At 65.8% G+C, this 20434-nt stretch carries 18 protein-coding genes; 11 read left to right on the top strand and 7 right to left on the bottom strand.

Annotated elements, in window-relative coordinates; genetic code table 11:
* The first annotated feature begins 44 nt into the window (after window positions 1–44).
* A complete protein-coding gene (locus tag G3574_RS23595) occupies window positions 45–1346 on the top strand; it encodes an NAD(P)/FAD-dependent oxidoreductase (RefSeq protein ID WP_163967994.1) in 1302 nt (433 codons plus the stop codon).
* 25 nt (window positions 1347–1371) lie between these two features.
* Here G3574_RS23595 and senA read toward each other — a convergent pair whose 3' ends face one another.
* Entirely contained in the window at window positions 1372–2541 is a 1170-nt protein-coding gene (gene senA, locus G3574_RS23590) for a selenoneine synthase SenA (RefSeq protein ID WP_235953589.1), read from the bottom strand.
* Window positions 2542–2590: 49 nt separating this feature from the next.
* On the opposite strand from senA, the gene senB reads away from it, so the two are divergent.
* From senB to phnE, 6 genes are all read left to right on the top strand, one after another.
* A complete protein-coding gene (gene senB / locus G3574_RS23585; RefSeq protein WP_235953588.1) occupies window positions 2591–3532 on the top strand; it encodes a selenoneine biosynthesis selenosugar synthase SenB in 942 nt (313 codons plus the stop codon).
* A gap of 22 nt (window positions 3533–3554) precedes the next feature.
* Window positions 3555–4607 carry a selenide, water dikinase SelD gene (selD, locus tag G3574_RS23580; protein WP_163967991.1) on the top strand — a complete coding sequence of 351 codons (1053 nt, stop codon included), beginning with the start codon at window positions 3555–3557 and terminating at the stop codon, window positions 4605–4607.
* Window positions 4608–4744: 137 nt separating this feature from the next.
* A complete protein-coding gene (locus G3574_RS23575; protein WP_163967990.1) occupies window positions 4745–5650 on the top strand; it encodes a putative selenate ABC transporter substrate-binding protein in 906 nt (301 codons plus the stop codon).
* 21 nt (window positions 5651–5671) lie between these two features.
* Window positions 5672–6502 carry a phosphonate ABC transporter ATP-binding protein gene (locus tag G3574_RS23570; protein WP_163967989.1) on the top strand — a complete coding sequence of 277 codons (831 nt, stop codon included), beginning with the start codon at window positions 5672–5674 and terminating at the stop codon, window positions 6500–6502.
* A 3-nt stretch (window positions 6503–6505) separates the two neighbouring features.
* Window positions 6506–7345, top strand: a complete 840-nt coding sequence (locus G3574_RS23565; RefSeq protein ID WP_163967988.1) for a PhnE/PtxC family ABC transporter permease — start codon at window positions 6506–6508, stop codon at window positions 7343–7345.
* Entirely contained in the window at window positions 7342–8160 is an 819-nt protein-coding gene (phnE, locus tag G3574_RS23560) for a phosphonate ABC transporter, permease protein PhnE (protein ID WP_407941698.1), read from the top strand. The genes G3574_RS23565 and phnE overlap by 4 nt, the downstream gene beginning before the upstream one ends.
* 169 nt (window positions 8161–8329) lie before the next feature.
* Here the strand turns inward: phnE and G3574_RS23555 are convergent, their stop codons facing one another.
* Window positions 8330–9589, bottom strand: coding sequence for a S8 family peptidase (locus G3574_RS23555; protein ID WP_163967987.1), 1260 nt, complete (start codon window positions 9587–9589; stop codon window positions 8330–8332).
* A 306-nt stretch (window positions 9590–9895) separates the two neighbouring features.
* On the opposite strand from G3574_RS23555, the gene G3574_RS23550 reads away from it, so the two are divergent.
* Both G3574_RS23550 and G3574_RS23545 read left to right on the top strand, forming a co-directional pair.
* Entirely contained in the window at window positions 9896–10741 is an 846-nt protein-coding gene (locus tag G3574_RS23550) for a YihY/virulence factor BrkB family protein (protein WP_235953587.1), read from the top strand.
* Between the two features lie 86 nt (window positions 10742–10827).
* The gene (locus G3574_RS23545) at window positions 10828–12897 is read left to right on the top strand and encodes a putative bifunctional diguanylate cyclase/phosphodiesterase (protein WP_205609894.1); all 2070 of its coding nucleotides are present in this window, start codon (window positions 10828–10830) and stop codon (window positions 12895–12897) included.
* A 19-nt stretch (window positions 12898–12916) separates the two neighbouring features.
* On the opposite strand, the gene G3574_RS23540 is transcribed toward G3574_RS23545, so the two are convergent.
* A complete protein-coding gene (locus G3574_RS23540) occupies window positions 12917–13543 on the bottom strand; it encodes a LysE family translocator (protein ID WP_163967984.1) in 627 nt (208 codons plus the stop codon).
* Window positions 13544–13678: 135 nt separating this feature from the next.
* Between G3574_RS23540 and G3574_RS23535 the strand changes: the two genes are divergently transcribed.
* The gene (locus tag G3574_RS23535; RefSeq protein ID WP_163967983.1) at window positions 13679–14224 is read left to right on the top strand and encodes a hypothetical protein; all 546 of its coding nucleotides are present in this window, start codon (window positions 13679–13681) and stop codon (window positions 14222–14224) included.
* A gap of 47 nt (window positions 14225–14271) precedes the next feature.
* Here the strand turns inward: G3574_RS23535 and G3574_RS23530 are convergent, their stop codons facing one another.
* The 3 genes from G3574_RS23530 to G3574_RS23520 all read right to left on the bottom strand — a co-directional run bounded on the left by G3574_RS23530 (window position 14272) and on the right by G3574_RS23520 (window position 16975).
* A complete protein-coding gene (locus G3574_RS23530; RefSeq protein ID WP_163967982.1) occupies window positions 14272–14484 on the bottom strand; it encodes a hypothetical protein in 213 nt (70 codons plus the stop codon).
* Between the two features lie 101 nt (window positions 14485–14585).
* The gene (locus G3574_RS23525; RefSeq protein WP_163967981.1) at window positions 14586–15551 is read right to left on the bottom strand and encodes an MBL fold metallo-hydrolase; all 966 of its coding nucleotides are present in this window, start codon (window positions 15549–15551) and stop codon (window positions 14586–14588) included.
* 155 nt (window positions 15552–15706) lie between these two features.
* Entirely contained in the window at window positions 15707–16975 is a 1269-nt protein-coding gene (locus G3574_RS23520; protein WP_163967980.1) for a glycerophosphodiester phosphodiesterase family protein, read from the bottom strand.
* 305 nt (window positions 16976–17280) lie between these two features.
* Between G3574_RS23520 and G3574_RS23515 the strand changes: the two genes are divergently transcribed.
* Window positions 17281–18168 carry a patatin-like phospholipase family protein gene (locus G3574_RS23515; protein WP_163967979.1) on the top strand — a complete coding sequence of 296 codons (888 nt, stop codon included), beginning with the start codon at window positions 17281–17283 and terminating at the stop codon, window positions 18166–18168.
* A 61-nt stretch (window positions 18169–18229) separates the two neighbouring features.
* On the opposite strand, the gene ftsH is transcribed toward G3574_RS23515, so the two are convergent.
* Window positions 18230–20263, bottom strand: a complete 2034-nt coding sequence (gene ftsH / locus G3574_RS23510) for an ATP-dependent zinc metalloprotease FtsH (protein ID WP_205609893.1) — start codon at window positions 20261–20263, stop codon at window positions 18230–18232.
* Between the last annotated feature and the right edge of the window lie 171 nt (window positions 20264–20434).

The following is a 20434-nucleotide window of genomic DNA, read 5'->3' as shown; positions in this document are numbered from 1 at the left end:
GGCGCAGGACATGAATCGCATTCAAATCAGACTGGAGCATCATCATGCAAACCATCGTGATCATCGGCGGAGGTGCGGGAGGACTTGAACTGGCAACCCGCCTGGGCGACAGCCTGGGCAAGCGGAACAAGGCGAGGATCGTCCTGGTCGATCGCCATCCGACTCACTTCTGGAAGCCGCTGCTGCATACCGTCGCCTCCGGCAAGCTCGATCCGCAGGCGCACCAGATCGCCTACTCCGCGCAGGCGGCCGAGCACGGCTTCCAGTTCATCTGCGGCGAGGCGACCCGGATCGACCGGACCAAGCGCTGCATCCACCTTGCGGCCCTGCGCGGCGACGATGGCGGCGAAATTGTGCCGGCCCGAACGCTTCCCTACGACAGGCTGGTGCTCGCATTCGGCGCCGTCACCAACTTCTACGGTGTCCCCGGAGCCGCCCGTCACTGCCTGACCCTCGACAGCGTCGAAGATGCGGAAACCTTCCGCCGCCGCTTCCTCCTGAGCTGCATGCAGGCCAGCGCCCGCGCGGCGGATGGCAGCGGCGATGGCAGGGTGGACCTGGTGATCGTCGGCGGCGGCGCGACCGGAGTGGAACTGGCCGCCGAACTTAACCACACGGTGCGCACGCTGGCGCGATACAACGTGCATAGCCTCGATCCGGCGAAGGGCGTCCGCATCCGGTTGCTCGAACGCGGCGAACGGTTGTTGCCTCACCTGAATCCCGCGCTGTCGCGCCGGGCGACGCGCCACCTGCAGCGCATGGGCATCGAGGTGTGCACCGGCACGGCGGTGGCAAGCGTGGAGCACGACGCCGTCATCGACGGCAGCGGCGTGCGCCATCCGGCAGACATGAGCTTGTGGGCAGCCGGCGTGGAAGCGCCCGCGCTCTGTACCACACTGGGCCTGCCGTTGAACCGGATCAAGCAGATCATCGTCACGCCCAGCCTGCAGACGGTGGACGACCCGAACGTGTTCGCGATCGGCGACTGCGCGAGTCATGTCTCGCCGGCGAGCGGCATCGCCGTGCCGCCGCGCGCGCAGGTCGCGCACCAGCAAGCGATGTTCCTGGCCGAAGTGCTGGCGCGGCCGTCCGGCGATGCCCTGCCGCATTTCCGCTACCGCGATTATGGTTCGCTGGTGTCCCTCGGCCCCTTCGCGGCCGTCGGGGTTTTGATCGGCGGACTGAGCGGCCGCGAGATGCTGGTCGGCGGCACGATGGCGCGGCTGATGTACGGCATGCTGTACCACAAGCATGTCTTGTCCCTGCGCGGCTTTGCCAGGACCGTGGCGCAAGGCGTGGCGCACTGGATCAGGACCAAGATCACGCCGCCCGTCAGGCTGCACTAATGCATTGCCACCTGCCTGCGCGCCGTCAGCGGCAGGTGCGGAAGCCGATGAAGATATCGTTCCTGCCGGGCTCGTAGAAGTTGCGGAACCGCGCGCTGCGGAAATGCGGCGGCGTCGCGAAGGAGGCTCCCTTGACGACCTGGTGCGTGCCGAACCAGGGCGCGGAATATTCGCGGTAAGCGTCCGGGGCGAATCCGGGGAAAGGTTGGAAGGTCGAGGCGGTCCATTCCCACACCTGGCCCCATTCGAACCGGTCGCATGCCAACTGCCATTCCGCTTCCGTCGGCAGGCGGCGCCCCGCCCAGGTGCAATACGCCTGGGCTTCGTGCAGGCTGACATGACGCACCGGTTCGTCGTCCGGCAGGTCGATCCATTCGTCGAAGCGCTGGCATAGCCAGCGCCCGCCTTCCCGCTTCCACCCTCGCGGCGCCTCGCGCTGCTGGCGCCAGGCACTGCCCTCCGCGGTCCACAGGTCCGGCCTGGCATAGCCGCCGTCTTCCACGAAGCGGCGGAATTCGCCGCAGGATACGGGCCGGCGATCGATCTGGAATGCGGACACCGGCGCGCCGTGGGCCCATTTTTCGTTGTCGAACACGAAGCCGGCGCCTGCCGGCGAGCCGAGGCAAGCGTCGGCGGACGCGATGTCCAGTGTGCCGCCTTTTCCGCCGGCCGCGGGCGCCAGGGGCAGCGAGGGCTGGACGCCCAAGGTCTGCAGGGTATAAGCGAGCGCCTCGACGTGCATGTCCTCGTGCGCAAGGACCAGTCGGAATGGATAGAGCGCGGCGTCATCGTCTTCCGCGCGCGCCAGTCGTTCCAGGATGCCCGCAAGGCAATCCTTGCCGTAGTCGAGGATGGTTTCCGCGGATGGACAGGGCAGGTTCCAGCGCCTGTCATGCGCAATCGCATTCGAATCGAACAACGTGTCGGCACCGTGCAGCCGGGACGGATGGCGGGCGGCGCCCGGGGCGCTGCTGCCGGCCTCGCGCAGCACATACCATTCGGCGAACCAGAACGCATGGCCCGCTTCCCACAAGGGCGGGTTGATGATGGAAAGAAGTGGTACTCTTTCCGCTGCGGCATAGCCGGCGGAAGCCAGCGCGGCGAAATGACTCAGCAGGCGCTCGCGCGTGTCCGCCAGCATGCGGGCGAGCAGGCCGGGAGACGCCGTCCTGAAAGGGGTTGTCGTTTTGTCCAAGGTATCCAAGGCTTTCGCATCCATGGTGTCCGGAAAATCACATCTTGTCATGATCAGCCCGGCGACGGCCAGTGCCAACAACGGCAACTGGCAGACCGTAAGCCGCTGGGCCCGGTTCCTGTCGCCCCGCTATGACGTCAGCATCATGCAGGCGTGGGACGGCTGCCGTGCGGACGCGATGATCGCGCTGCACGCGCGGCGCTCCGCCGGGTCGCTGCAAGCCTTCGCGATGTCATGCCCCAACCGGCCCGCGGTATTGGTGCTGACCGGCACCGACCTGTACCGCGACATCCATGCCGACGCCAGCGCAAGGGACTCGATCGTTGCCGCGACGGCGCTGGTCGTGCTCCAGGAAAGCGGCCTGGGCGAACTTCCACCGGCGCTGCGTGCCAAGGCCAAGGTGATCTTTCAGTCCGCGCCCGCCCTTCCGGCCTTGCCCGCCCGGGACGGGCAGTTCGACGTCATCATGGTAGGCCACCTGCGCGCGGAAAAGGATCCGGCCACCTACATGGCCGCCGCGCGCCTGGTGAGCGACCCGCGCGTGCGGATGCTGCACGTCGGCGGCGCGCTCGACGCCTCGCTCGACAGCCTGGCGCGCGACACGATGCGCGACACGCCGCGCTACCAGTGGCTCGGCAACCTGCCGCATGATGAAACGCGCCGGCGCGTGCAGGCATGCCGGCTGATGGTGCTGACCTCGCGCATGGAAGGCGGGGCGAACGTCATCATCGAAGCGGTCACCAGCGGCGTCCCCGTGCTGGCCAGTGACATTTCCGGCAACTGCGGCATGCTCGGCGAGGCCTACGCCGGTTATTTCCCGGTCGGCGACGGCGCGGCGCTGGCGCGCATGATCGACCGCGCCGCGCGCGACGCCGCATGGCTGGAGGAGCTGGCCGCCCAATGCCGCGAGCGGGCCCGGCTGTTCACGCCGGAGGCGGAACGAGCGGCTGTATTGCAGTTGATGGATAATCTCGGCTGCCGCGCGTCCTAGCGCTCACCTCCTCTCTTACCACATGGCTTCTTCTTCCGACATCAAGCTCACTTCGTTTTCCCACGGCGGCGGTTGCGGCTGCAAGATCGCGCCGGGCGTGCTGGCCGACATCCTGAAAGGCGCAAAGGGCTTCCCCGTGCCCGATGAATTGCTGGTCGGCATCGAAACGGCGGACGATGCCGCGGTGTACAAGCTGAATGACGAACAGGCGCTGATCGCGACCACCGATTTCTTCATGCCCATCGTCGACGACCCGTTCGACTTCGGGCGCATCGCCGCCACCAACGCGATCTCCGACGTCTATGCCATGGGCGGCACGCCGATTATGGCGCTCGCGCTGGTCGGCATGCCGATCAACAAGCTGCCGGTCGAGGTCATCGGGCAAGTGCTGCGCGGCGGCGAATCGATCTGCGCGGAAGCAGGCATTCCGATCGCGGGCGGACATACCATCGATTCCGTCGAGCCGATCTACGGCCTGGTGGTGATGGGACTGGTCCATCCCTCGAAGGTCAAGCGGAATGCGGACGCGCGCGCCGGCGACAAATTAATTCTCGGCAAGCCCCTGGGCGTCGGCGTGCTGTCCGCGGCGCTCAAGAAAGGCGCGCTCGATGCAGCGGGCTACGAGGCGATGATCGCCAACACCACCAAGCTCAACAAGCCGGGCAAGGCGCTGTCCGACCTGCCTGGCGTGCATGCGCTGACGGACGTGACCGGTTTCGGCCTGCTCGGGCACACCCTCGAACTCGCGCGCGGCGCCGGCCTGACGGCACGCATCGACGTGCACGCGGTTCCCCTGCTGCCCGGCGTGGAAGACCTCGCCGGCAACGGTCATGTCACTGGCGCGTCCGGCCGCAACTGGGCGGGCTATGGCCACGAGGTCGTGTTGGGCGATGCGGTCACGCCGGTGCAGCAGATGCTGCTCACCGATCCGCAGACCTCGGGCGGACTGCTGGTGTCCTGCGAGGTGAACGCCGTGGATGCGGTGCTCGAAACCTTCCGTTCCCACGGTTTCGGCGATGCGGCCGTGATCGGCGAGATGCACGCCGGTCCGGCGCGCGTGGAAGTGATGGCCTGAGGTAACGGACAGTAGTAAGCCCGGGCAACCCGTCGTTGCTCGTTTTGTTATCATTGGCACGCTTTCGGAGTTAGGGGCCGCCTCATGCAACGCCAGGCCCCCTCCACCCTATTCCAATCCGTCAATGAAGAGGTTTTATGTACCTGCTTTCACCGTCCAGGCGCGCCTTTGGCACGCGCCTCCTCTGCGCAACCGTGGCCGCCGTCGCGGGCCTTTCCGCATTCTCGCCCGCTTACGCGCAATCGACGCCATCAACCCAGTCCGTGCTGCGCGTCTCCGCGATTCCCGATGAATCGCCGACCGAACTGCAGCGCAAGTTCAAGCCGCTGGGAAGCTATCTCGAACAAAAGACCGGCATGAAGGTTGAATTCATCCCGGTCACCGACTATGCCGCCTCGGTCGAGGGCTTGCTGAACAACAAGCTCGACATGGTGTGGTTCGGCGGATTCACCTTCGTCCAGGCCAAGGTGCGCAGCCAGGGCAAGGTCATTCCTATCGTGCAGCGCGAGGAAGACGAGCATTTCAAGTCCGTTTTCATCACCACGGACAAGTCCATCAACAAGCTGGAAGACCTCAAGGGCAAGACCTTCGCCTTCGGTTCGGAGTCATCGACGTCCGGCCACCTCATGCCGCGCTATTACCTGCTGGCGGCCAAGATCAACCCGGATGCCGACATGAAGCGCGTGGCCTTCTCCGGCGCGCATGACGCGACCGTGGCCGCGGTCGCGGGCGGCAAGGTGGATGCCGGCGTGCTCAACATCTCGGTCTGGGAAAAGCTCGTCTCGCAGAACAAGGTGGACCGCAACGCGGTGCGCGTCTTCTACACCACGCCGGGATATTTCGACTACAACTGGACCGTGCGCTCGGACATGGCGCCGGCGCTGCGCAAGAAGATCACCGATGCCTTCCTGGCCCTGAACCGCAACGATCCCCAAGGCAAGGAGATCCTGGACCTGCAGCGCGCCACGCGCTTCATTCCGGCGAAGACGGAAAACTATGACGCGATCGAGAAAGCGGCGCAGCAGGCCGGCTTGCTGCGTTAAGCGCTTCCGCCACGATTCGCCATGAGTTTCGCCCTTTCCGAGGTATCCGTCCGCTACGCCGCGTCGGCGCAGCGCGCCTCGCTGTCCGGCATCAGCCTGGCTGCGCAGCCGGGCGAGCAGATCGCGCTCATCGGCCCGTCCGGCGCGGGCAAGACCACGTTGCTGCAGGTGCTTGCCTGCGGCATCGCACCGACGGAAGGCAAGCTCGAGCTGTTCGGGCAGCAACCCTGGAGCATGCCCGATGCCGGGCGCCATGCCATGCGGCGCCGGCTCTTCCTCGCGCCGCAGACCCCGCCGTTGCCGCCGCGCCAGCGGGTGGTGACGGCAGTGCTGGCCGGGATGCTGCCGCAATGGAGCATCGGCCGGGCCTTGCGATCGCTGTTCGCCCCGGTGGCGGCGGAACGCGCGTTCGAGGCCCTGTCGCGCTTCGATCTCGGCGACAAGCTTTACCTTCGCGTGGATCGCTTGTCCGGCGGCGAACGCCAGCGCTGCAGCCTGGCGCGCCTGCTGGTGTCCGAGGCCGGGCTGCTGCTGGTGGATGAACCCCTTTCGGCGCTGGACCCCGTGCTGGCCGAACGCACCCTCGCGGTGCTGCAGCAGGAAGCCCGGGACCGCCGGGCGACGCTGGCCTGCAGCCTGCACCAGGTCGATCTCGCGCTCGCCAGGTTCCCGCGCATCGTCGGCCTGCGCGACGGCCGCATCATGTTCGATCTTCCCCGCGAGGCGGTCACCGACGACATGATCGCGAAGCTGTACCGCGACGCCGGCGCACCCGGCGGACAAGCGGACATGGACGCGCCGGCCGAACCCGGCCAGCCGGCGCGCCAGCCGCTTGCCGCGCGCTGCTTCTGAGCCATGGCGATGCTTCCGGCGACAGCCCCGATTCCTGCCGATCCGGCTTGGCGGTCGCGCCTGTCGATGTTCGCTGTCTTCCTCATCGTGCTGTGGCCGCTGCTGGCCTGGAGCGAGTTCCGGCCATGGGCGCTGCTCGACGCGCGCAGCCTGGCGGCGCTGGGACATTTCCTCGCGGGCTTCTTCCCGCCCGAGCATTCCGCCGACTTCCTGCGCCTGGCCGCCGAGGCGGCATGGCAGACGGTCGCCATCGCCACGTCCGGCATGGCGCTCGCCATGGCCGCCGCCATCCCCCTGACCCTGCTTTCGACGGAACGGCTGTCCATCTCACGCATGGCCGGCGGCCGTCCGCGGCTCGCCGGCACGCTGATCCGCCAAGCCGCGCGCTGGCTGCTGGTGACGCTGCGCAGCGTGCCCGAACTGGTATGGGCCTTGCTGCTGGTACGCATCGTGGGACTGGGACCGACCGCGGGCGTGCTTGCCATCGCCCTTACCTATTGCGGCATGCTGGGCAAGGTGTATGCCGAGATCCTCGAATCCGCGGATCCGCATGCCGCGCAAGCCTTGCTGCGCAACGGCTCGGGCCGGCTGAACGCCCTGCTCTACGCCGCCCTGCCGGAATCGGCATCGGAACTGGTGTCGTACACCGTGTACCGCTGGGAATGCGCGATACGCGGATCGGTGGTGATGGGGTTCGTCGGCGCGGGCGGGCTGGGACAGCGGATGGACGAGTCGATGAAGATGCTCGCGGGCGGCGAGGTATCGACCATGCTGATCATTTTCGTCGCGCTGGTGGCATGCGCCGACGGCATCAGCAGGATGTTGCGCAGGAGGCTCGCATGACATCCGCCACGACGCCGACGACGGTAAGGACGCCCATGCCGGCAAGGCCCGCCATTTCCTGGAGCACCGTGGCCCTGCTGCTCGGCCTCGTGCTGCTGGCGGCGGCAAGTTTCATCAGCCTGCCGCTGAACTGGAAGGCGCTTGCCTCGCTGGAGGCCATTCGCACTACGAAGGAATTCCTTCTCGGCTTCGCCCGGCTCGACACGTCCGCCGGGTTCCTGCGCAAGCTGGCAACCGGCACCGCCGAAACCCTGGCGATGTCCGCCCTCGGCACGCTGCTCGCCGCCTTGGCGGGACTGCTGCTGGCGCTGCCGGCCAGCGGCCGCGCCGGCCCGGCGGCGCGCCTGCCGGTGCGGATGGTGTTGAACGTCTTTCGTTCCATTCCCGAACTCGTCTGGGCATCGATGCTGCTCATCGCCGCCGGACTGGGGCCGTTCGCCGGCACGCTGGCGCTGGCGCTGCATACCGCCGGCGTGCTCGGCAGGCTCTTCGCCGACGCCATGGAAAACACGCCCGCGCTTCCCGAGACCTCCTTGCGCCTGAACGGCGCCTCCTCTCTGGCCGCCTTCCTCTACGCCGTCCTGCCGCAGGCAGCGCCGCAAATGTTGTCATACACCCTGTACCGCTGGGAGAACAACATCCGCGCGGCGGCGGTTCTGGGTGTGGTGGGGGCCGGGGGACTGGGACAGATGCTGAAGTATCATCTGTCGCTGTTTCAGATGCCGCAGGCGGCGAGCGTTATCGTTGCCATGCTGCTGATGGTTGCGGCGGTGGATGGAGTTAGTTTCTGGATGCGGCGGGGGATGATGAGGTAGGGTGGAGGTTCTGCCTACTGCTGTCGTCCGCGCCCAACTTCCGTCGTTCCCGCCACCTTCCGTCATTCCCGCGAAGGCGGGAATCCCGTTTCGCTCGTGCAGCGTGACTCACGTTGGAATCCCCCGCCAAAGGAGCGAAGTCAGTGCTCCCCAGCACACCCAACGCCAATCAGAACCGATTGACCTGCAGCAGATTGATGCCGCGGCCATCCTTGCTGGACGTGCCCGTCGGCAGCGCATTGGTCCGGATCGCGTACTCCGTCTGGGCCGGCGATGCCGAGGGATTGCGCGACAGGTACAGCGCGGCCGCGCCCGCCACGTGCGGGCTCGCCATCGAGGTGCCGGACATGCTGGCCATGCCGTTGCCGGTATAGGTCGACACGATGCCGACGCCGGGCGCCCAGACGCTCACGCACTTGCCATAGTTCGACCAGGAAGGTTCCGCGTTCGCGGAATCGATCGCCGCCGTGGTGACGATGCCATTGTCCAGACCGTTGCCGGCGAGACCGGCGCGCGCCGGCGAGACGGTGCAGGCGTCCACGCCGCTGTTGCCCGCCGCCACCGCGTACACGATGTTGGCGCTGACCGAGCGGCGCACGGCGTCGTCGAGGGTCTGGCTGGCGCTGCCGCCGAGGCTCATGTTGACCACGGCCGGCCGCGCGGCGTTCGCTGTCACCCAGTCGATCGCCTTGAGGATGCCCGAGCTGGTGCCGTTGCCGGAGCAGTCGAGCACCTTCAGCGCGGTCAGGGGAACGCCGGGCGCGACGCCGACCACGTCCACGGTATTGTCCATGGCGCCGATCGTTCCCGCGACGTGGGTGCCGTGGCCGTTGCAGTCGGTGTTGTTGGTGTCGATGAAGTCGAGGTGGCGAACGAGGTTCAGGTCGCGGTGGGCGGCGATGCCGGTGTCGATGACATACACGTTGACGTTGCCGACGGCGCCGCTGCCATTGCCGGCAAGGGTAAAGCTGCGGTCGGCTTCCACGCGGTCTACGCCCCAGGGAAGGCTTTGCGCGTCGATCTTCACCGGCAGGTCGGGCTCGATGGTGGCCACGGTAGGCTCGGCCCTGAGCGCGTCGATCTGCTGCTGGGTCAGTTCCACGGCAAAGCCCTTGGCGGCATGGCTGAACACATGCCTTGCCTTGAAGTGATGCAGGCTTTCGAGGCGCTGCACCGTGCCGAGCACGCCGGCATCGAGGTAATTCCACGCATCCGGCGCGGCGGCGGCGCGCTCGTCGGCGTGCGCGTTGCGCAGGTTTTGGTGGAAGGGGGTCTGGTCCTGGAACACCACGATGACCGGGAATGTGAGATCGGCAACATCGGGCATGGCGATCGGCGCCGCGGAGACTGCAGGTACGGAAAGGGCGGAGAAGGCGGTCGAGGCGGCCAGCGTCATGCCGAGCAGGACGCGTTTCGGTTGGAAGGTCATGGAAGCTCCCGTGATCAGGACAGGATGAAATGGCGATGATTGCCATGCCGGCATGCGCCGGATGCAACCCCTTTGGGACGACCCGGGCGATGATAACAACGAGGTTTTCCCGTCCTCGAAATCGGGAGAAAACTTAAACTTGTTACATATTCCTTACACCTTCCGTCCGGAATCAGCGAGCCTCATCATCTTCGGGATAGAAAGCGCACAGTCGTGGTCGATAAAGCAATTCCCTGTCGAATGCGCAAACACGTCACCGTTAATCCAATGAAACTACCCGGCCTGCGCGGTCTAGGAAGCTGGACCTTGCTGAAAACGTCCATCAAGGAGTTCATTGATGACGACATGCCGACCTATGCGTCGGCGCTTGCCTACCAGATTCTCTTTTCCATCTTTCCCTTCGCCATCTTCCTCGTTGCCCTGATCAGCACGCTGCACCTGCCAGACTTCATGTTGTGGCTGCGCCAGCAAGCGGCTGTCTTCCTGCCGGCACAGGCATTCACCCAGGTCAACACCGTCCTCGACCAATTGCAGCAACCGCAGGGCGGCCTGCTTTCGCTGGGCGCGGTCATCGCCTTGTGGACGGCGTCGGCGGCGGTGCGTGCGATCATGAACGCCTTCAATGCCGCCTACGGCGTGAAGGAGGAACGACCCTGGTGGGTGATCTATCCCTTGTCGCTGCTTTACACCGTCCTGATGGCAGTCCTGCTGATGGCCGCCGCGGCGCTCCTGTTGATCGGCCCAAAGGCGATGAACTGGCTCGCCGGGCAGATCGGGATCGAAAAGATCGTGGTTGCCATCTGGGCCTGGCTGCGATGGCCGGTCGCCGTGCTCCTGCTGAGCATGACGGCCGCGATCGTGTATTACGCCGCGCCGGCGAAGCAGCCCAACTTCCGCTTCATCACGCCCGGCGCGGTGCTCTCCGTGCTGATCTGGATCGTCGCATCGCTGGGCTTCAGCGCGTACGTCGGCAACTTCGGCAACTACAACGCCATGTATGGCAGCATCGGTTCCATCATCGTGCTGCTCCTGTATTTCTTCATCTCTTCGGCGGTCTTGCTCTTTGGGGCGGAGATGAACGCGGTGATCGAGCGTCATTCCCCGGACGGCTTCATTCACGAACCCAAGCCCAATGATCCGGTTCGTGCGTGAGACCCGTTGATGCAGCGAAAGACCATGAACCATTCGCCCGGTGCGGCTGTCTTTCCCTCAGTGAATGAGAGGGAGGCGGGATGCGCTTGGAAAACCCCTTTGGGACATTGGAAACGCGGCCGGCGCGCGGTTACCTGGTTTCCATTCTTGTCTTTGCGGGTTTCCTGCTGATCCAGTTTACCCTGCAGCCCATGCTCGACGGCAACGCGCCGATGAGCATGCTGCTCATCGCCGTCATCTTCGCTTCCATCTACGCAGGCGGCCGCGCGGCCCTGCTGGTGACGCTGCTGTCGTTGGCCGTCACGCCGCTGGTCTTGCTGGGCCCGGGAAGCGCCTTCGCCGCGTCGACTCCGCGCGGCCATGCCATGCTGATCGCCTTCGCGGTGCTAGGCCTGTGCATCAGCTTCCTCGGCGGCCTGTTCCACGACGCGCGCATCAAGGCGCACGAGCTGATGATCACGCTCGACGACCGCGAGCATACGATGCGCGCTTTGCTCGAGTCGACGACGCAGGCGGTGCTCGGCATCGGCACCGATGGAAGGATCAGCATTGCCAACAAGGCAGTCTTTAACGTCTTCGGCTATCGCCCCGAGGAACTGATCGGGCAATCCAGCGCCATCCTCGTTTCCAATGACGAAGAACCGCCGGCCGACGCGCGCGGCGATCCGTTCACCCAGCATTGCATCACGGCCTCGATGATGGGACGCGAACTCATGGGCAAGCGCCGCAACGGCGAGGAATTTCCCATGGAAGCCAGTTTCAGCATGGCAGAGACGCGCGCCGGCGCGATGATGGTGAGCTACGTCGCGGACATCACCGAGCGCAAGCTGGCGGCGGAAAGGCTGCGGCTCGCCGCCCAGCACGACCACCTCACCGGCCTGCCGAACCGCGCGCTGGTCTACGAGATGGGCGACCAGCTCCTTTCCGCAACCCGCCGCTCCAGGAACTTCGCGGCGGTCATGTTCTTCGACCTCGACCGTTTCAAGCCGATCAACGATACCTACGGCCACGAGGCGGGCGACAAGATGCTCCAGGAAGTGGCGGCACGCCTGCAATCGACGGTGCGCGGCAGCGACCTGGTCGGCCGCATCGGCGGCGACGAGTTCGTTGCCATCCTGCCGAACATTCCCAACCAAGACGACGTGCTGCACGCGGCGACCCACCTCTTGAAGCGGCTCGGCGAACCGTATCGCATCGATCACCTCGAGCTGCGCACCTCGCCGAGCATCGGCATCAGCATCTTCCCCACCGACGGCGGCAACCTGGACACCCTGATCCGCAACGCGGACGCGGCGATGTACCACGCGAAGCACCGCGGTCGCAATACCTTCCAGTTCTTCACGGCGGAAATCAACCGGCAGGCGGAACACACCCTGGCGATCGAGCAACGCATGCGCCAGAGCATCGAGGACAAGGACTTCGAACTGTGGTACCAGCCGATCTTCAACACGACCAGCATGGACGTGGTGGGCGCGGAAGCCCTGCTTCGCTGGAAGCAGGCGGATTCGGAGCCGCTGCCGCCGGGCGAGTTCATCGCGGTCGCCGAAGCCAGCGGGCTGATCAACCAGCTCGGCGACTGGGTGCTCAAGGAGGCATGCATGCAGCTCAAGCGCTGGCGCGCGCAGGGGCTGCCGTCCCTTTTCATCTCGGTGAACGTTTCGCCCATGCAGTTTCGCGCCACCGATTTCCAGAGCCGCGTGCGCAACCTGCTGGCGCATGCCGACGTCGACCCCTCGCAGCTGGAGCTCGAAGTGACGGAGAGCACCGTCATGAAGCAGGTGGAGGAAGCGTCGCGGACCCTGGCGGGTCTCAAGAAAATGGGCCTGCGCATCGCGCTCGATGACTTCGGCACCGGTTATTCGAGCCTGAGCTACCTGTCGAGCCTGCCCATCGACAAGCTGAAGGTGGACCAGTCATTCATCCGGCATATCGACACCGACGCCCGCTCCCTGGCGATTGCGGAAACCGTGATCACCCTCGGCAAGAAGCTGCACGTCGAAGTGGTGGCGGAAGGCATCGAGTCCAAGAAGGCCCTGCAGTTGCTGAGGGAGCGCGGCTGCGACCTGGGCCAGGGTTACCTGATCAGCAAGCCGCTGCGCGAAGACCACTTCATGCACTGGTTCCAGCAATCAGGCAACCAGCAATATCTGCATTGAAGGCGGTTATGGATGTCGGTCAGTGGCGGGCGGCCGCCATGAGCGCGGCGAAACCCACGAAGGCGCCGCCCGTCAGGCGATTGAAGGTTTTCAGGATCGCCGGGCGGCGGAGATAGGCGGCGAGACGGTGGCCGCTGCCTGCGTAGACCATGTACCACGACACCTCGATCACGGCGAAGGTCAGCAGGAGAATGCCGAACTGCGGCAGCGCCGGCGCGTCCTGGTGGATGAACTGCGGCAGGAAGGCCGCCGCGAACAGGATGGCCTTGGGATTGCTGGCGGCGACCAGGAAGCCCTGGCGGAACAGGGCCGCCCCGTGCGGCGCCGGTTCGCGTGATGCCGCGGCGGCGCTTTCCTCGCGCACCGGCGAGCGCCAGCTCTTGATGCCCAGCCATGCAAGGTAGGCCGCGCCCGTCCAGCGCAGGGTGTCGAACACCATCGGAAACGCCTGCAGCAGGGCGCCGAGCCCGGCGGCGGAAATGCTCATCATTGCCAGCAAGGCGGTCATGCACCCGAGCATCGTGCCGATCGCCGGCCGGAATCCGTAGCGCGCGCTATGGCTCATGACCAGCAGCATGTTGGGTCCCGGCGTGGCGGAAACGACGAAGGTCATGGCAACGAAAAGCCACCAGGTTTGCAGGCTCATTGAGGGTTTACTCCTTCTTGGATCAGCCTTCCAGCATACCAGAGCGCTACGCCACTGTCGCCTTGCCGGCGGGGACGCAAGACGGTAATGTCGACCCTGTCCCGTTCCGCGCCGTCCCGAGACGGACCGCCTTCCATGCTAGACACGACCCGACACCTGGCGCCGACCCTCGCGCACGCCGCCCTCGCCCATGCCGACTTGCTGCTCTACCTTCTGCCCTCGGCGCTGCTCGCGGCGCTGCTTCACGCGCTGTCGCGCCGCCATGCCTTTTTCCTGGCCTGGCTGCTGCCGGGAACGTTCATGCATGAAATGGCGCACCTCCTGGCGGCAGCCGTGACGAACGCCAGGCCGGTGTCCTTTTCCATCTTGCCGCGCAGGCAAGGCAATGCTTGGATACTCGGCACGGTCGGCTGCGCCAACATCCGCTGGTACAACGGCCTGTTCGTGGGTCTCGCGCCGATGCTGGTGCTGGCATTGCCCGTCGGCGTGGCGGTGTGGCGCACGCGTCATGGCGTGGCATGGGAGTGGGATGATGCCTGGATCGCCGCCTTGCTGGCGCCGCAGCTCGTTTCCTGGCTGCCGTCCTCGGCGGACTGGCGCCTGGCGCTGCATTCATGGCCGATCAGCTTGGCGGCAGCAATCTTGCTCGGGATGTTCTTCTGGATGGGGGGACATGCCTGACGCGCCGGGAACGAGAGGCTGTCGGGCGGTCAGGCGGAAGGAATGGATCAGGCGTAGACGTCGATGCCGCCCTGGCGGCGCTGGGCTTCGTAGCTGCGCTGTTCGGCAGCCTCGGTCTTCAGCTCTTCGGAACGCTGCCGGTTCATCGACCGCTGCTCCGCGATTGCCTGCTGGACCTTGCCGTCGGCTTCCTGCGCCACCTTCTGCGCACCCTGGTAGATCCACTGGGCCGTTGTCACCGTATCAATCTTCACCGTCATGATGCCCCCGCCATTTTCAATTTCCCAAGAGTAATTTTATAAGTTGCCGGCGCTTGTGTCACCTGAAATCCCCGGCGTCTGGTTCGCGGCAAGGATCGCCTCTATGGCAGGAGGGCCAGCATGCCGTCGCGGCCGAGCCGGTAGGTTTGCAAATCGTCGGCCAGGAAAAGCTTGCCTTGATAGCAGGCCCTCGCTTCGGCTTCCAGTTCGGCCAGCGCATTCCCGTCTCCCGCGGTGCCATGGTACCGGGGGCTGAAATGCGTCAGAACGAGATTGGGCACGCCGACGTCCCGGGCGAAGGCGGCCACTCGCCCGGCGGAGCTGTGCTGCGGCGCCGGGCCGACTTTCGCCAGGGCCGCCTCGGTGTAGGTGGCTTCGTGGACGAGCACCTGGGCCTGCCTTGCTTCCCCGGCCAGCAGGTCCGGCGCGTCGTTGTCGCCGGCAATGATGACCTTGCGGGGCGGGCGCGGCGGCAACTGGTAATCGGCGCCGCGTATCCGTCTTCCATCGGGCAGCACCACCTCCTCGCCGCGCTGCAGGCGGCCGCGCAAAGGCCCGGAAGGAATGCCGTCGCCGTCGAGGCGGGCGGCATCGAGCCGCGGGACCGGCGTTCTTTCGGTAAAGCTGTAGGCGAAGGACGGCACCCGGTGCGACAGGGTGGTGGCGTGCACTCCGACTTCATCCAGGAAATCGATGTCCGGGTTGCTCTCGACGTCGACGAAGCAGAGGGCATAAGGCAGCCGGAGTTCGGTGGAATCGAGCACGCCTTGCACGAATCGCCGCACCGCGCCGGGACCGGCAATCAGCAGTTCGGCCGTCCGGTTCAGCATGCCGGCGCTCGCCAGCAGGCCGGGAAGGCCGTAGCAATGGTCGCCATGGATGTGGGTGATGAAGATGGCCCGCAAGCTGACGAGGGAAAAGCTGGTGTGCAGGATGCGGTGCTGCGTGCCTTCGCCGCAGTCGACCAGCATCCAGCCGCGCTCGTCCTGCATGCGCAGCGCCGTTCCCGCCACGTTGCGCGTGGTGCTCGGCGTTCCCGACGAGGTTCCCAGAAACTGGATATCCATTGCCGCCCCTGCCTTCGTTGCCGCCAGCCGCCGGGCTGGCCTGCGGCTTGGACCTGCCTCGCTTCCCATCGTTGCCGGAACACCGGTCCGAACGAAAAAAGGCCCGGAGCGATCCGGGCCAATCCTTGAAGAACAGGGTAAGCGCAGGCTGCCGGTCAGCGGCCCATCTCGCGCAGGTAGGCTGCCCGCGCGGCAATGGCGATGTCGGCGGCATCGGAAAACACGCCGTCGACGCCGAGGCGGAAATGCTGCAGGTATTCGCTCAGCGGATCGTTCCTGGCGTCGAAAGTCGTGTTGTAGTCCGACTTGCCGCGTTTGAAGGTGTACTCGTGCACGAACAGTCCGGCCTTGTGCGCATCCGCGACCAGGCTGGTCGGGGCCTGCGGCTCGGCATCGGGGTAGCCATCAAAGGTGCCGTTGCCGTCGAGATCCTTGCAGTCCCCCTTGGCGTCAAGCTGGCACTTCACCGGAATCACCATCGGCTTCCACGCGCCGATGCCATCCGCGTATTGCTTGATGTCGGCCAGCCCCTGGGGCGTCAGCATCACGTCGAACAGCTCCTTCCTGCCGGCGAGCTTCCAGTCGGTCGGCTGGCTGTAGACCAGGTTGCCGGGCGCGGTGCCGTAGATGAGCTTGCCGGCCTTGTAGTCAACGTCATAGGCGTCGATCAGCTGCATCTGCTTCACCTGCGAGCCGATGGTACGCATGTACTGCAGGCTGCCCGGCTCGAAGCTTTGCACGTAGATCGGCGCCGTCTTGGAGTTGAGGCCATTGTCCTTGATCATTTTCACGAGCACGTCTTCCAGACGCGCGGGCAACGCGCCGGATTTCCACAGGTTGTAGTGATAGGACGGGTTCTTGGTCTCGGGGTAGACGGCGATGGTGCGTCCGGTGTCGGCCGCCTTGGCCTTGATCAGGTCCAGCACCTCCTGGAAGGTGATCACCTGGAACAGGCCGTTGTATACCTTGGCGAGCTCATAGGAGGGCGACTTGGCGCGCAGGGTCTTGATCTCGGCAAGCGTGAAGTCCGCGGTGAACCAGTCCGCGGCCACCGCCTCGCCATCGCCGTTCTCGCCCGCCCGCTTGCGCGAAGCGAACTCGGGATGGGAAGCCACGTCGGTGGACGTGGCCAGCGTGACGTCGTGCCTGGCGATGAGCACGCCGTCCTTGGTCATGACGAGGTCGGGCTCGATGACATCGGCCCCCATGGAAATCGCGAGCGTGTAGGCTTCCTTGGTTTCTTCCGGGTAGTAGGCGGAAGCGCCGCGGTGGGCAATCACGATGGGCTGGTTGCCGTCCAGCGTCAGGAACGCCGGAAGATTGCTGCCTCCGCCGCAAGCCGCCAATGCGCCTATCGTTGCCACGCATGCCGCGCTCAGCTTGAAGGAAGAAGGAACCAACCGCGAGAAGAAGTTGCCGCTCATTTGACCTCCGATGGTCTTGTGTGGAAAACGAAGTGGGCCATGCCGAACCCGACGCCATGGATGTTGCCCGGGCAATGTGACCGCGCGTTGAACTGGCGGAACGCCGCTTTCCTGGCCTCGTTGAAATTGATTGTAGGACACGTTATTGCGGGGAAATCCGGGTTTTCGGGAGTATTTGTGCCCGCTAACAATTGTCGATTTCGGTTTTTCGATGAGGCATGGCGCAAGCCGCGACGGCCGCCGTTTCGTCGAAGATTGCATCATCGGTGAAACAAACGGCCCGCGGCGGCGTCTATCGCGATGCCATGCCTGCCATTGAACCCATCACTACCGTACGCCTGAGCGACATCGACACCCTGGTATTTGCCGGCGGCGGCAACCGCTGCTGGTGGCAGGCCGGCGTCATGGATCATCTGTTGAAGGGTGGTGCCGTCCTGCCGGCGCAACTCGTGGGAACGAGCGCCGGTGCAGCCGTGGCGGCGGCCTGCCTGACGATCGGGCCGCGCGAAGCCATGCAGCGCTGCGCCCGGCTGTTCGCAGGAAACCGCCGCCTGCTGGAATGGAACCGGACGCGGTCGGGGTTTCCCCGTTTCGTGCATGACCGGCTCTATCCGCTATGGATCGGTTCCTGGATGCATGACCACTCGCTGGACATGGTGCGCCAGGCGGGACAACGCCTCTTCGTGGCGCTCAGCCATCCCTCCAGCGCGCTGGGAACGGGCTGGTCGCTGCTGCTCGCTTCTCTGGCGAACCTGGTGGAGTCGCTTGGCGACCGCCTGCATCCCATCCTGCCGCGCTATCTCGGCTTGCGCCAGTCCTTCGTCGGCCTGCATGACTGCGCGACCGCAGCGGAAGCGCGCACGCTACTCGTCGCCGCGGCAAGCGCCGCGCCGATGCTGCGTCCGCGCCGGATCGACGATCTGGTCGCGTTCGACGGCGGCTACCTCGACCATGCCGGCGTCTTCGAGCAGGACCCCGCGCAGCGTCGCCGGACGCTGGTGCTGATGACGCGTCACCACCCGGGATTGCCGCCGCTGTTTCGCTGGAACGATCGGCTTTATTGGCAGCCGAGCGCGAAGGTGCCGGTGTCGGTCTGGGACTGCCGGCAGCGCACCACCGTGCGCGCTGCCTTTGCCCATGGCTGGGAGGACGCGCGGCGCGCCCTCGAGGACGGCCGCGTTCTGTGCGGATGAAACCGGAGTTGCCCGCCGGTGGAATGTGAAGATGGCGCGGGTGCCGCGCCGGCTTGCGGCATCAGGGCTGCTGCACCGTATCGCCGCTGTAGACCGGTACCGCCGGGATGACGTGGTTTTCCAGCACCGGGGCTGGCGGCAGTCCTGTGACCTGCAGGATTTCCTTCTCGTCGAGGGTTTCGCGTTCCAGCAGGGCGGCGACGAGCGCATCGAGTTCGGCGCGGTGCTGCCGCAGCAGGCGCGTCGCGTCGGCATGGCTTTCATGGATGATGCGCTGCACTTCCTCGTCGATCATGCGGCTGGTTTCTTCGCTGAACGGGTTGTCGCCGCCGTAGCTGTTGCCGAGGAAGGCGTTCTGCCGCGGCGCAAGCTGCACCATGCCCAGCTTGTCGCTCATGCCCCAGCGCGTGACCATGGCGCGGGCCAGGCCGGTCGCCTGCTCGATGTCGTTTTCCGCCCCGGTGGTGCGGGTGCCATAGACCACTTCTTCCGCCACGCGGCCACCGAGCATGCCGACGATGCGTGCGCGCAGGTAAGCCTCAGGGTAGTTGTAACGATCGGTTTGCGGGCGCTGGTAGGTCACGCCGAGCGCCTGTCCGCGAGGGACGATGGTGACGCGGTGCACCGGGTCCGCGCCCGCGACCACCAGCCCGAGGATCGCATGGCCGCTCTCATGGTAGGCAATGCGTTCGCGGTCGGCCTGGCTGAGCAGGATGGGACGCTCCGGTCCGAGAACGATCTTTTCCAGGGCGTCGAGGAAATCCTTGTGCCGCACCTCGGTCTGGTTGCGCCGCGCCGCCAGCAGGGCCGCTTCGTTGACCAGGTTCCTTAGGTCGGCGCCGGACAGTCCCGGCGTGGATGACGCGAGTTCGGCGAGATTGACGTCGCCTGCCAGCGGCACCTTGCGCGTGTGCACGCGCAGGATGGCGTCGCGACCGTTCTTGTCCGGCAGGTTGACCACCACGCGCCGGTCGAAGCGTCCCGGCCGCAGCAAGGCCTTGTCCAGAACGTCGGGCTGGTTGGTTGCCGCCAGCACGATGATGCCTTCGCGGCTGGAAAAGCCATCCATTTCGGTCAGGATCTGGTTGAGGGTCTGTTCCTGCTCGCTCGAACCGCCGATCGCCACCTGGCCGCGAGCGCGCCCGATCGAATCGAGTTCGTCGATGAAGATGATGGCGGGCGCCTGTTCCCGCGCCTGCCGGAACAAATCGCGCACGCGGGCCGCGCCCACGCCGACGATCATCTCGACGAATTCCGATGCGCTCATCGAGAAAAAGGGAACGCCCGCCTCGCCGGCAACCGCGCGCGCGAGCAGGGTCTTGCCGGTGCCGGGCGCGCCGACCAGCAGCACGCCTTTCGGCGCCGCGCCGCCGAGCCGGGAATACTTTTCCGGGTCCTTCAGAAAATCCACCACCTCCACGAGTTCGTTTTCCGCCTCGTCGATTCCTGCCACATCGTTGAAGGTTACCCGGGCATCCTGCTCCTGGTCGTAGCGGCGGGCCTTGCTCTTGCCGATGCCGAAGATGCCCCCGCCGACGCCGCCGCCCTGCTGCGCGGCGCGGCGGTACAGCCAGACGTAAAAGGCGATGATCAGGATCGCCGGGCCGAAGCCGTAGAGAAAGGTGCCCCAGGCGCTGCCGCTCTGGATGGGCACGGCGCTGATCTCGACCTTGTTGCCGATCAGGAACTGCTCCAGCGACGGATCGACGAAGGCGGGCAGCGTGGTGGTGAAGGTGTCGGCCGAGCGGCTCGGCGAATCGCGCAGCGGCCCCGGCGGCGGCTGCTTGTCGTTGGGCGGCGGCCAGGTCACCGCCTTGGCGAAGCGTCCTTCGATGCTCGCGCCCTTGCTGTAGATGGATTTGACGTTGCCCTTGGCGACTTCCTGCTTGAACACGGTGTAGGGCACGGTGACGGGCGCATCCGCATCGGGGAAGAATGTCTTCGCGAGCAGGTAGTTGGCGAACAGGATGGCGATGAAGATGAGCCAGGAGCGGCGCGGCGGCATCTGCTTCTGCCCTTGTCCGCCGGGCGGCGTTGGCGTCTTTCCCGGCGAACCGCCGGAACGGGAGAACAGGGGGACGTTGTCGCGCTTCATACTTGATTCGGCGTGCGGGCGCGGCATTAGTTTCGGAGGCTGGCCAAAAAGAACTTGTTGCATCTCAAATTTTCGACGGCCCCGGCGTTTCGGCTGCCATTCCCGCGTTTGACAAGCGTGTGCCGCGCATCGATACTTTCGCGGTCGACGCCATCAAGAATTTCCTGTCCG

The organism is Noviherbaspirillum galbum (assembly GCF_010974945.1).
Taxonomy (GTDB): Bacteria; Pseudomonadota; Gammaproteobacteria; order Burkholderiales; family Burkholderiaceae_D; genus Noviherbaspirillum; species Noviherbaspirillum galbum.
Note: the sequence above shows the minus strand (reverse complement) of the source record. Positions and strands in the feature narration are given on the sequence as shown.

What these genes read in the sequence shown, in the direction of transcription:
- G3574_RS23575 (WP_163967990.1), top strand. Translation starts at nt 4,745, where the DNA reads ATGTACCTGCTTTCACCGTCCAGGCGCGCCTTTGGCACGCGCCTCCTC.
- G3574_RS23515 (WP_163967979.1), top strand. Translation starts at nt 17,281, where the DNA reads ATGCCTGCCATTGAACCCATCACTACCGTACGCCTGAGCGACATCGAC.
- selD (WP_163967991.1), top strand. Translation starts at nt 3,555, where the DNA reads ATGGCTTCTTCTTCCGACATCAAGCTCACTTCGTTTTCCCACGGCGGC.
- G3574_RS23570 (WP_163967989.1), top strand. Translation starts at nt 5,672, where the DNA reads ATGAGTTTCGCCCTTTCCGAGGTATCCGTCCGCTACGCCGCGTCGGCG.
- G3574_RS23595 (WP_163967994.1), top strand. Translation starts at nt 45, where the DNA reads ATGCAAACCATCGTGATCATCGGCGGAGGTGCGGGAGGACTTGAACTG.
- G3574_RS23530 (WP_163967982.1), bottom strand. Translation starts at nt 14,484, where the DNA reads ATGACGGTGAAGATTGATACGGTGACAACGGCCCAGTGGATCTACCAG.
- G3574_RS23535 (WP_163967983.1), top strand. Translation starts at nt 13,679, where the DNA reads ATGCTAGACACGACCCGACACCTGGCGCCGACCCTCGCGCACGCCGCC.
- G3574_RS23540 (WP_163967984.1), bottom strand. Translation starts at nt 13,543, where the DNA reads ATGAGCCTGCAAACCTGGTGGCTTTTCGTTGCCATGACCTTCGTCGTT.
- senB (WP_235953588.1), top strand. Translation starts at nt 2,591, where the DNA reads ATGATCAGCCCGGCGACGGCCAGTGCCAACAACGGCAACTGGCAGACC.
- G3574_RS23555 (WP_163967987.1), bottom strand. Translation starts at nt 9,589, where the DNA reads ATGACCTTCCAACCGAAACGCGTCCTGCTCGGCATGACGCTGGCCGCC.
- G3574_RS23525 (WP_163967981.1), bottom strand. Translation starts at nt 15,551, where the DNA reads ATGGATATCCAGTTTCTGGGAACCTCGTCGGGAACGCCGAGCACCACG.
- ftsH (WP_205609893.1), bottom strand. Translation starts at nt 20,263, where the DNA reads ATGAAGCGCGACAACGTCCCCCTGTTCTCCCGTTCCGGCGGTTCGCCG.
- G3574_RS23520 (WP_163967980.1), bottom strand. Translation starts at nt 16,975, where the DNA reads ATGAGCGGCAACTTCTTCTCGCGGTTGGTTCCTTCTTCCTTCAAGCTG.
- phnE (WP_407941698.1), top strand. Translation starts at nt 7,342, where the DNA reads ATGACATCCGCCACGACGCCGACGACGGTAAGGACGCCCATGCCGGCA.
- G3574_RS23565 (WP_163967988.1), top strand. Translation starts at nt 6,506, where the DNA reads ATGGCGATGCTTCCGGCGACAGCCCCGATTCCTGCCGATCCGGCTTGG.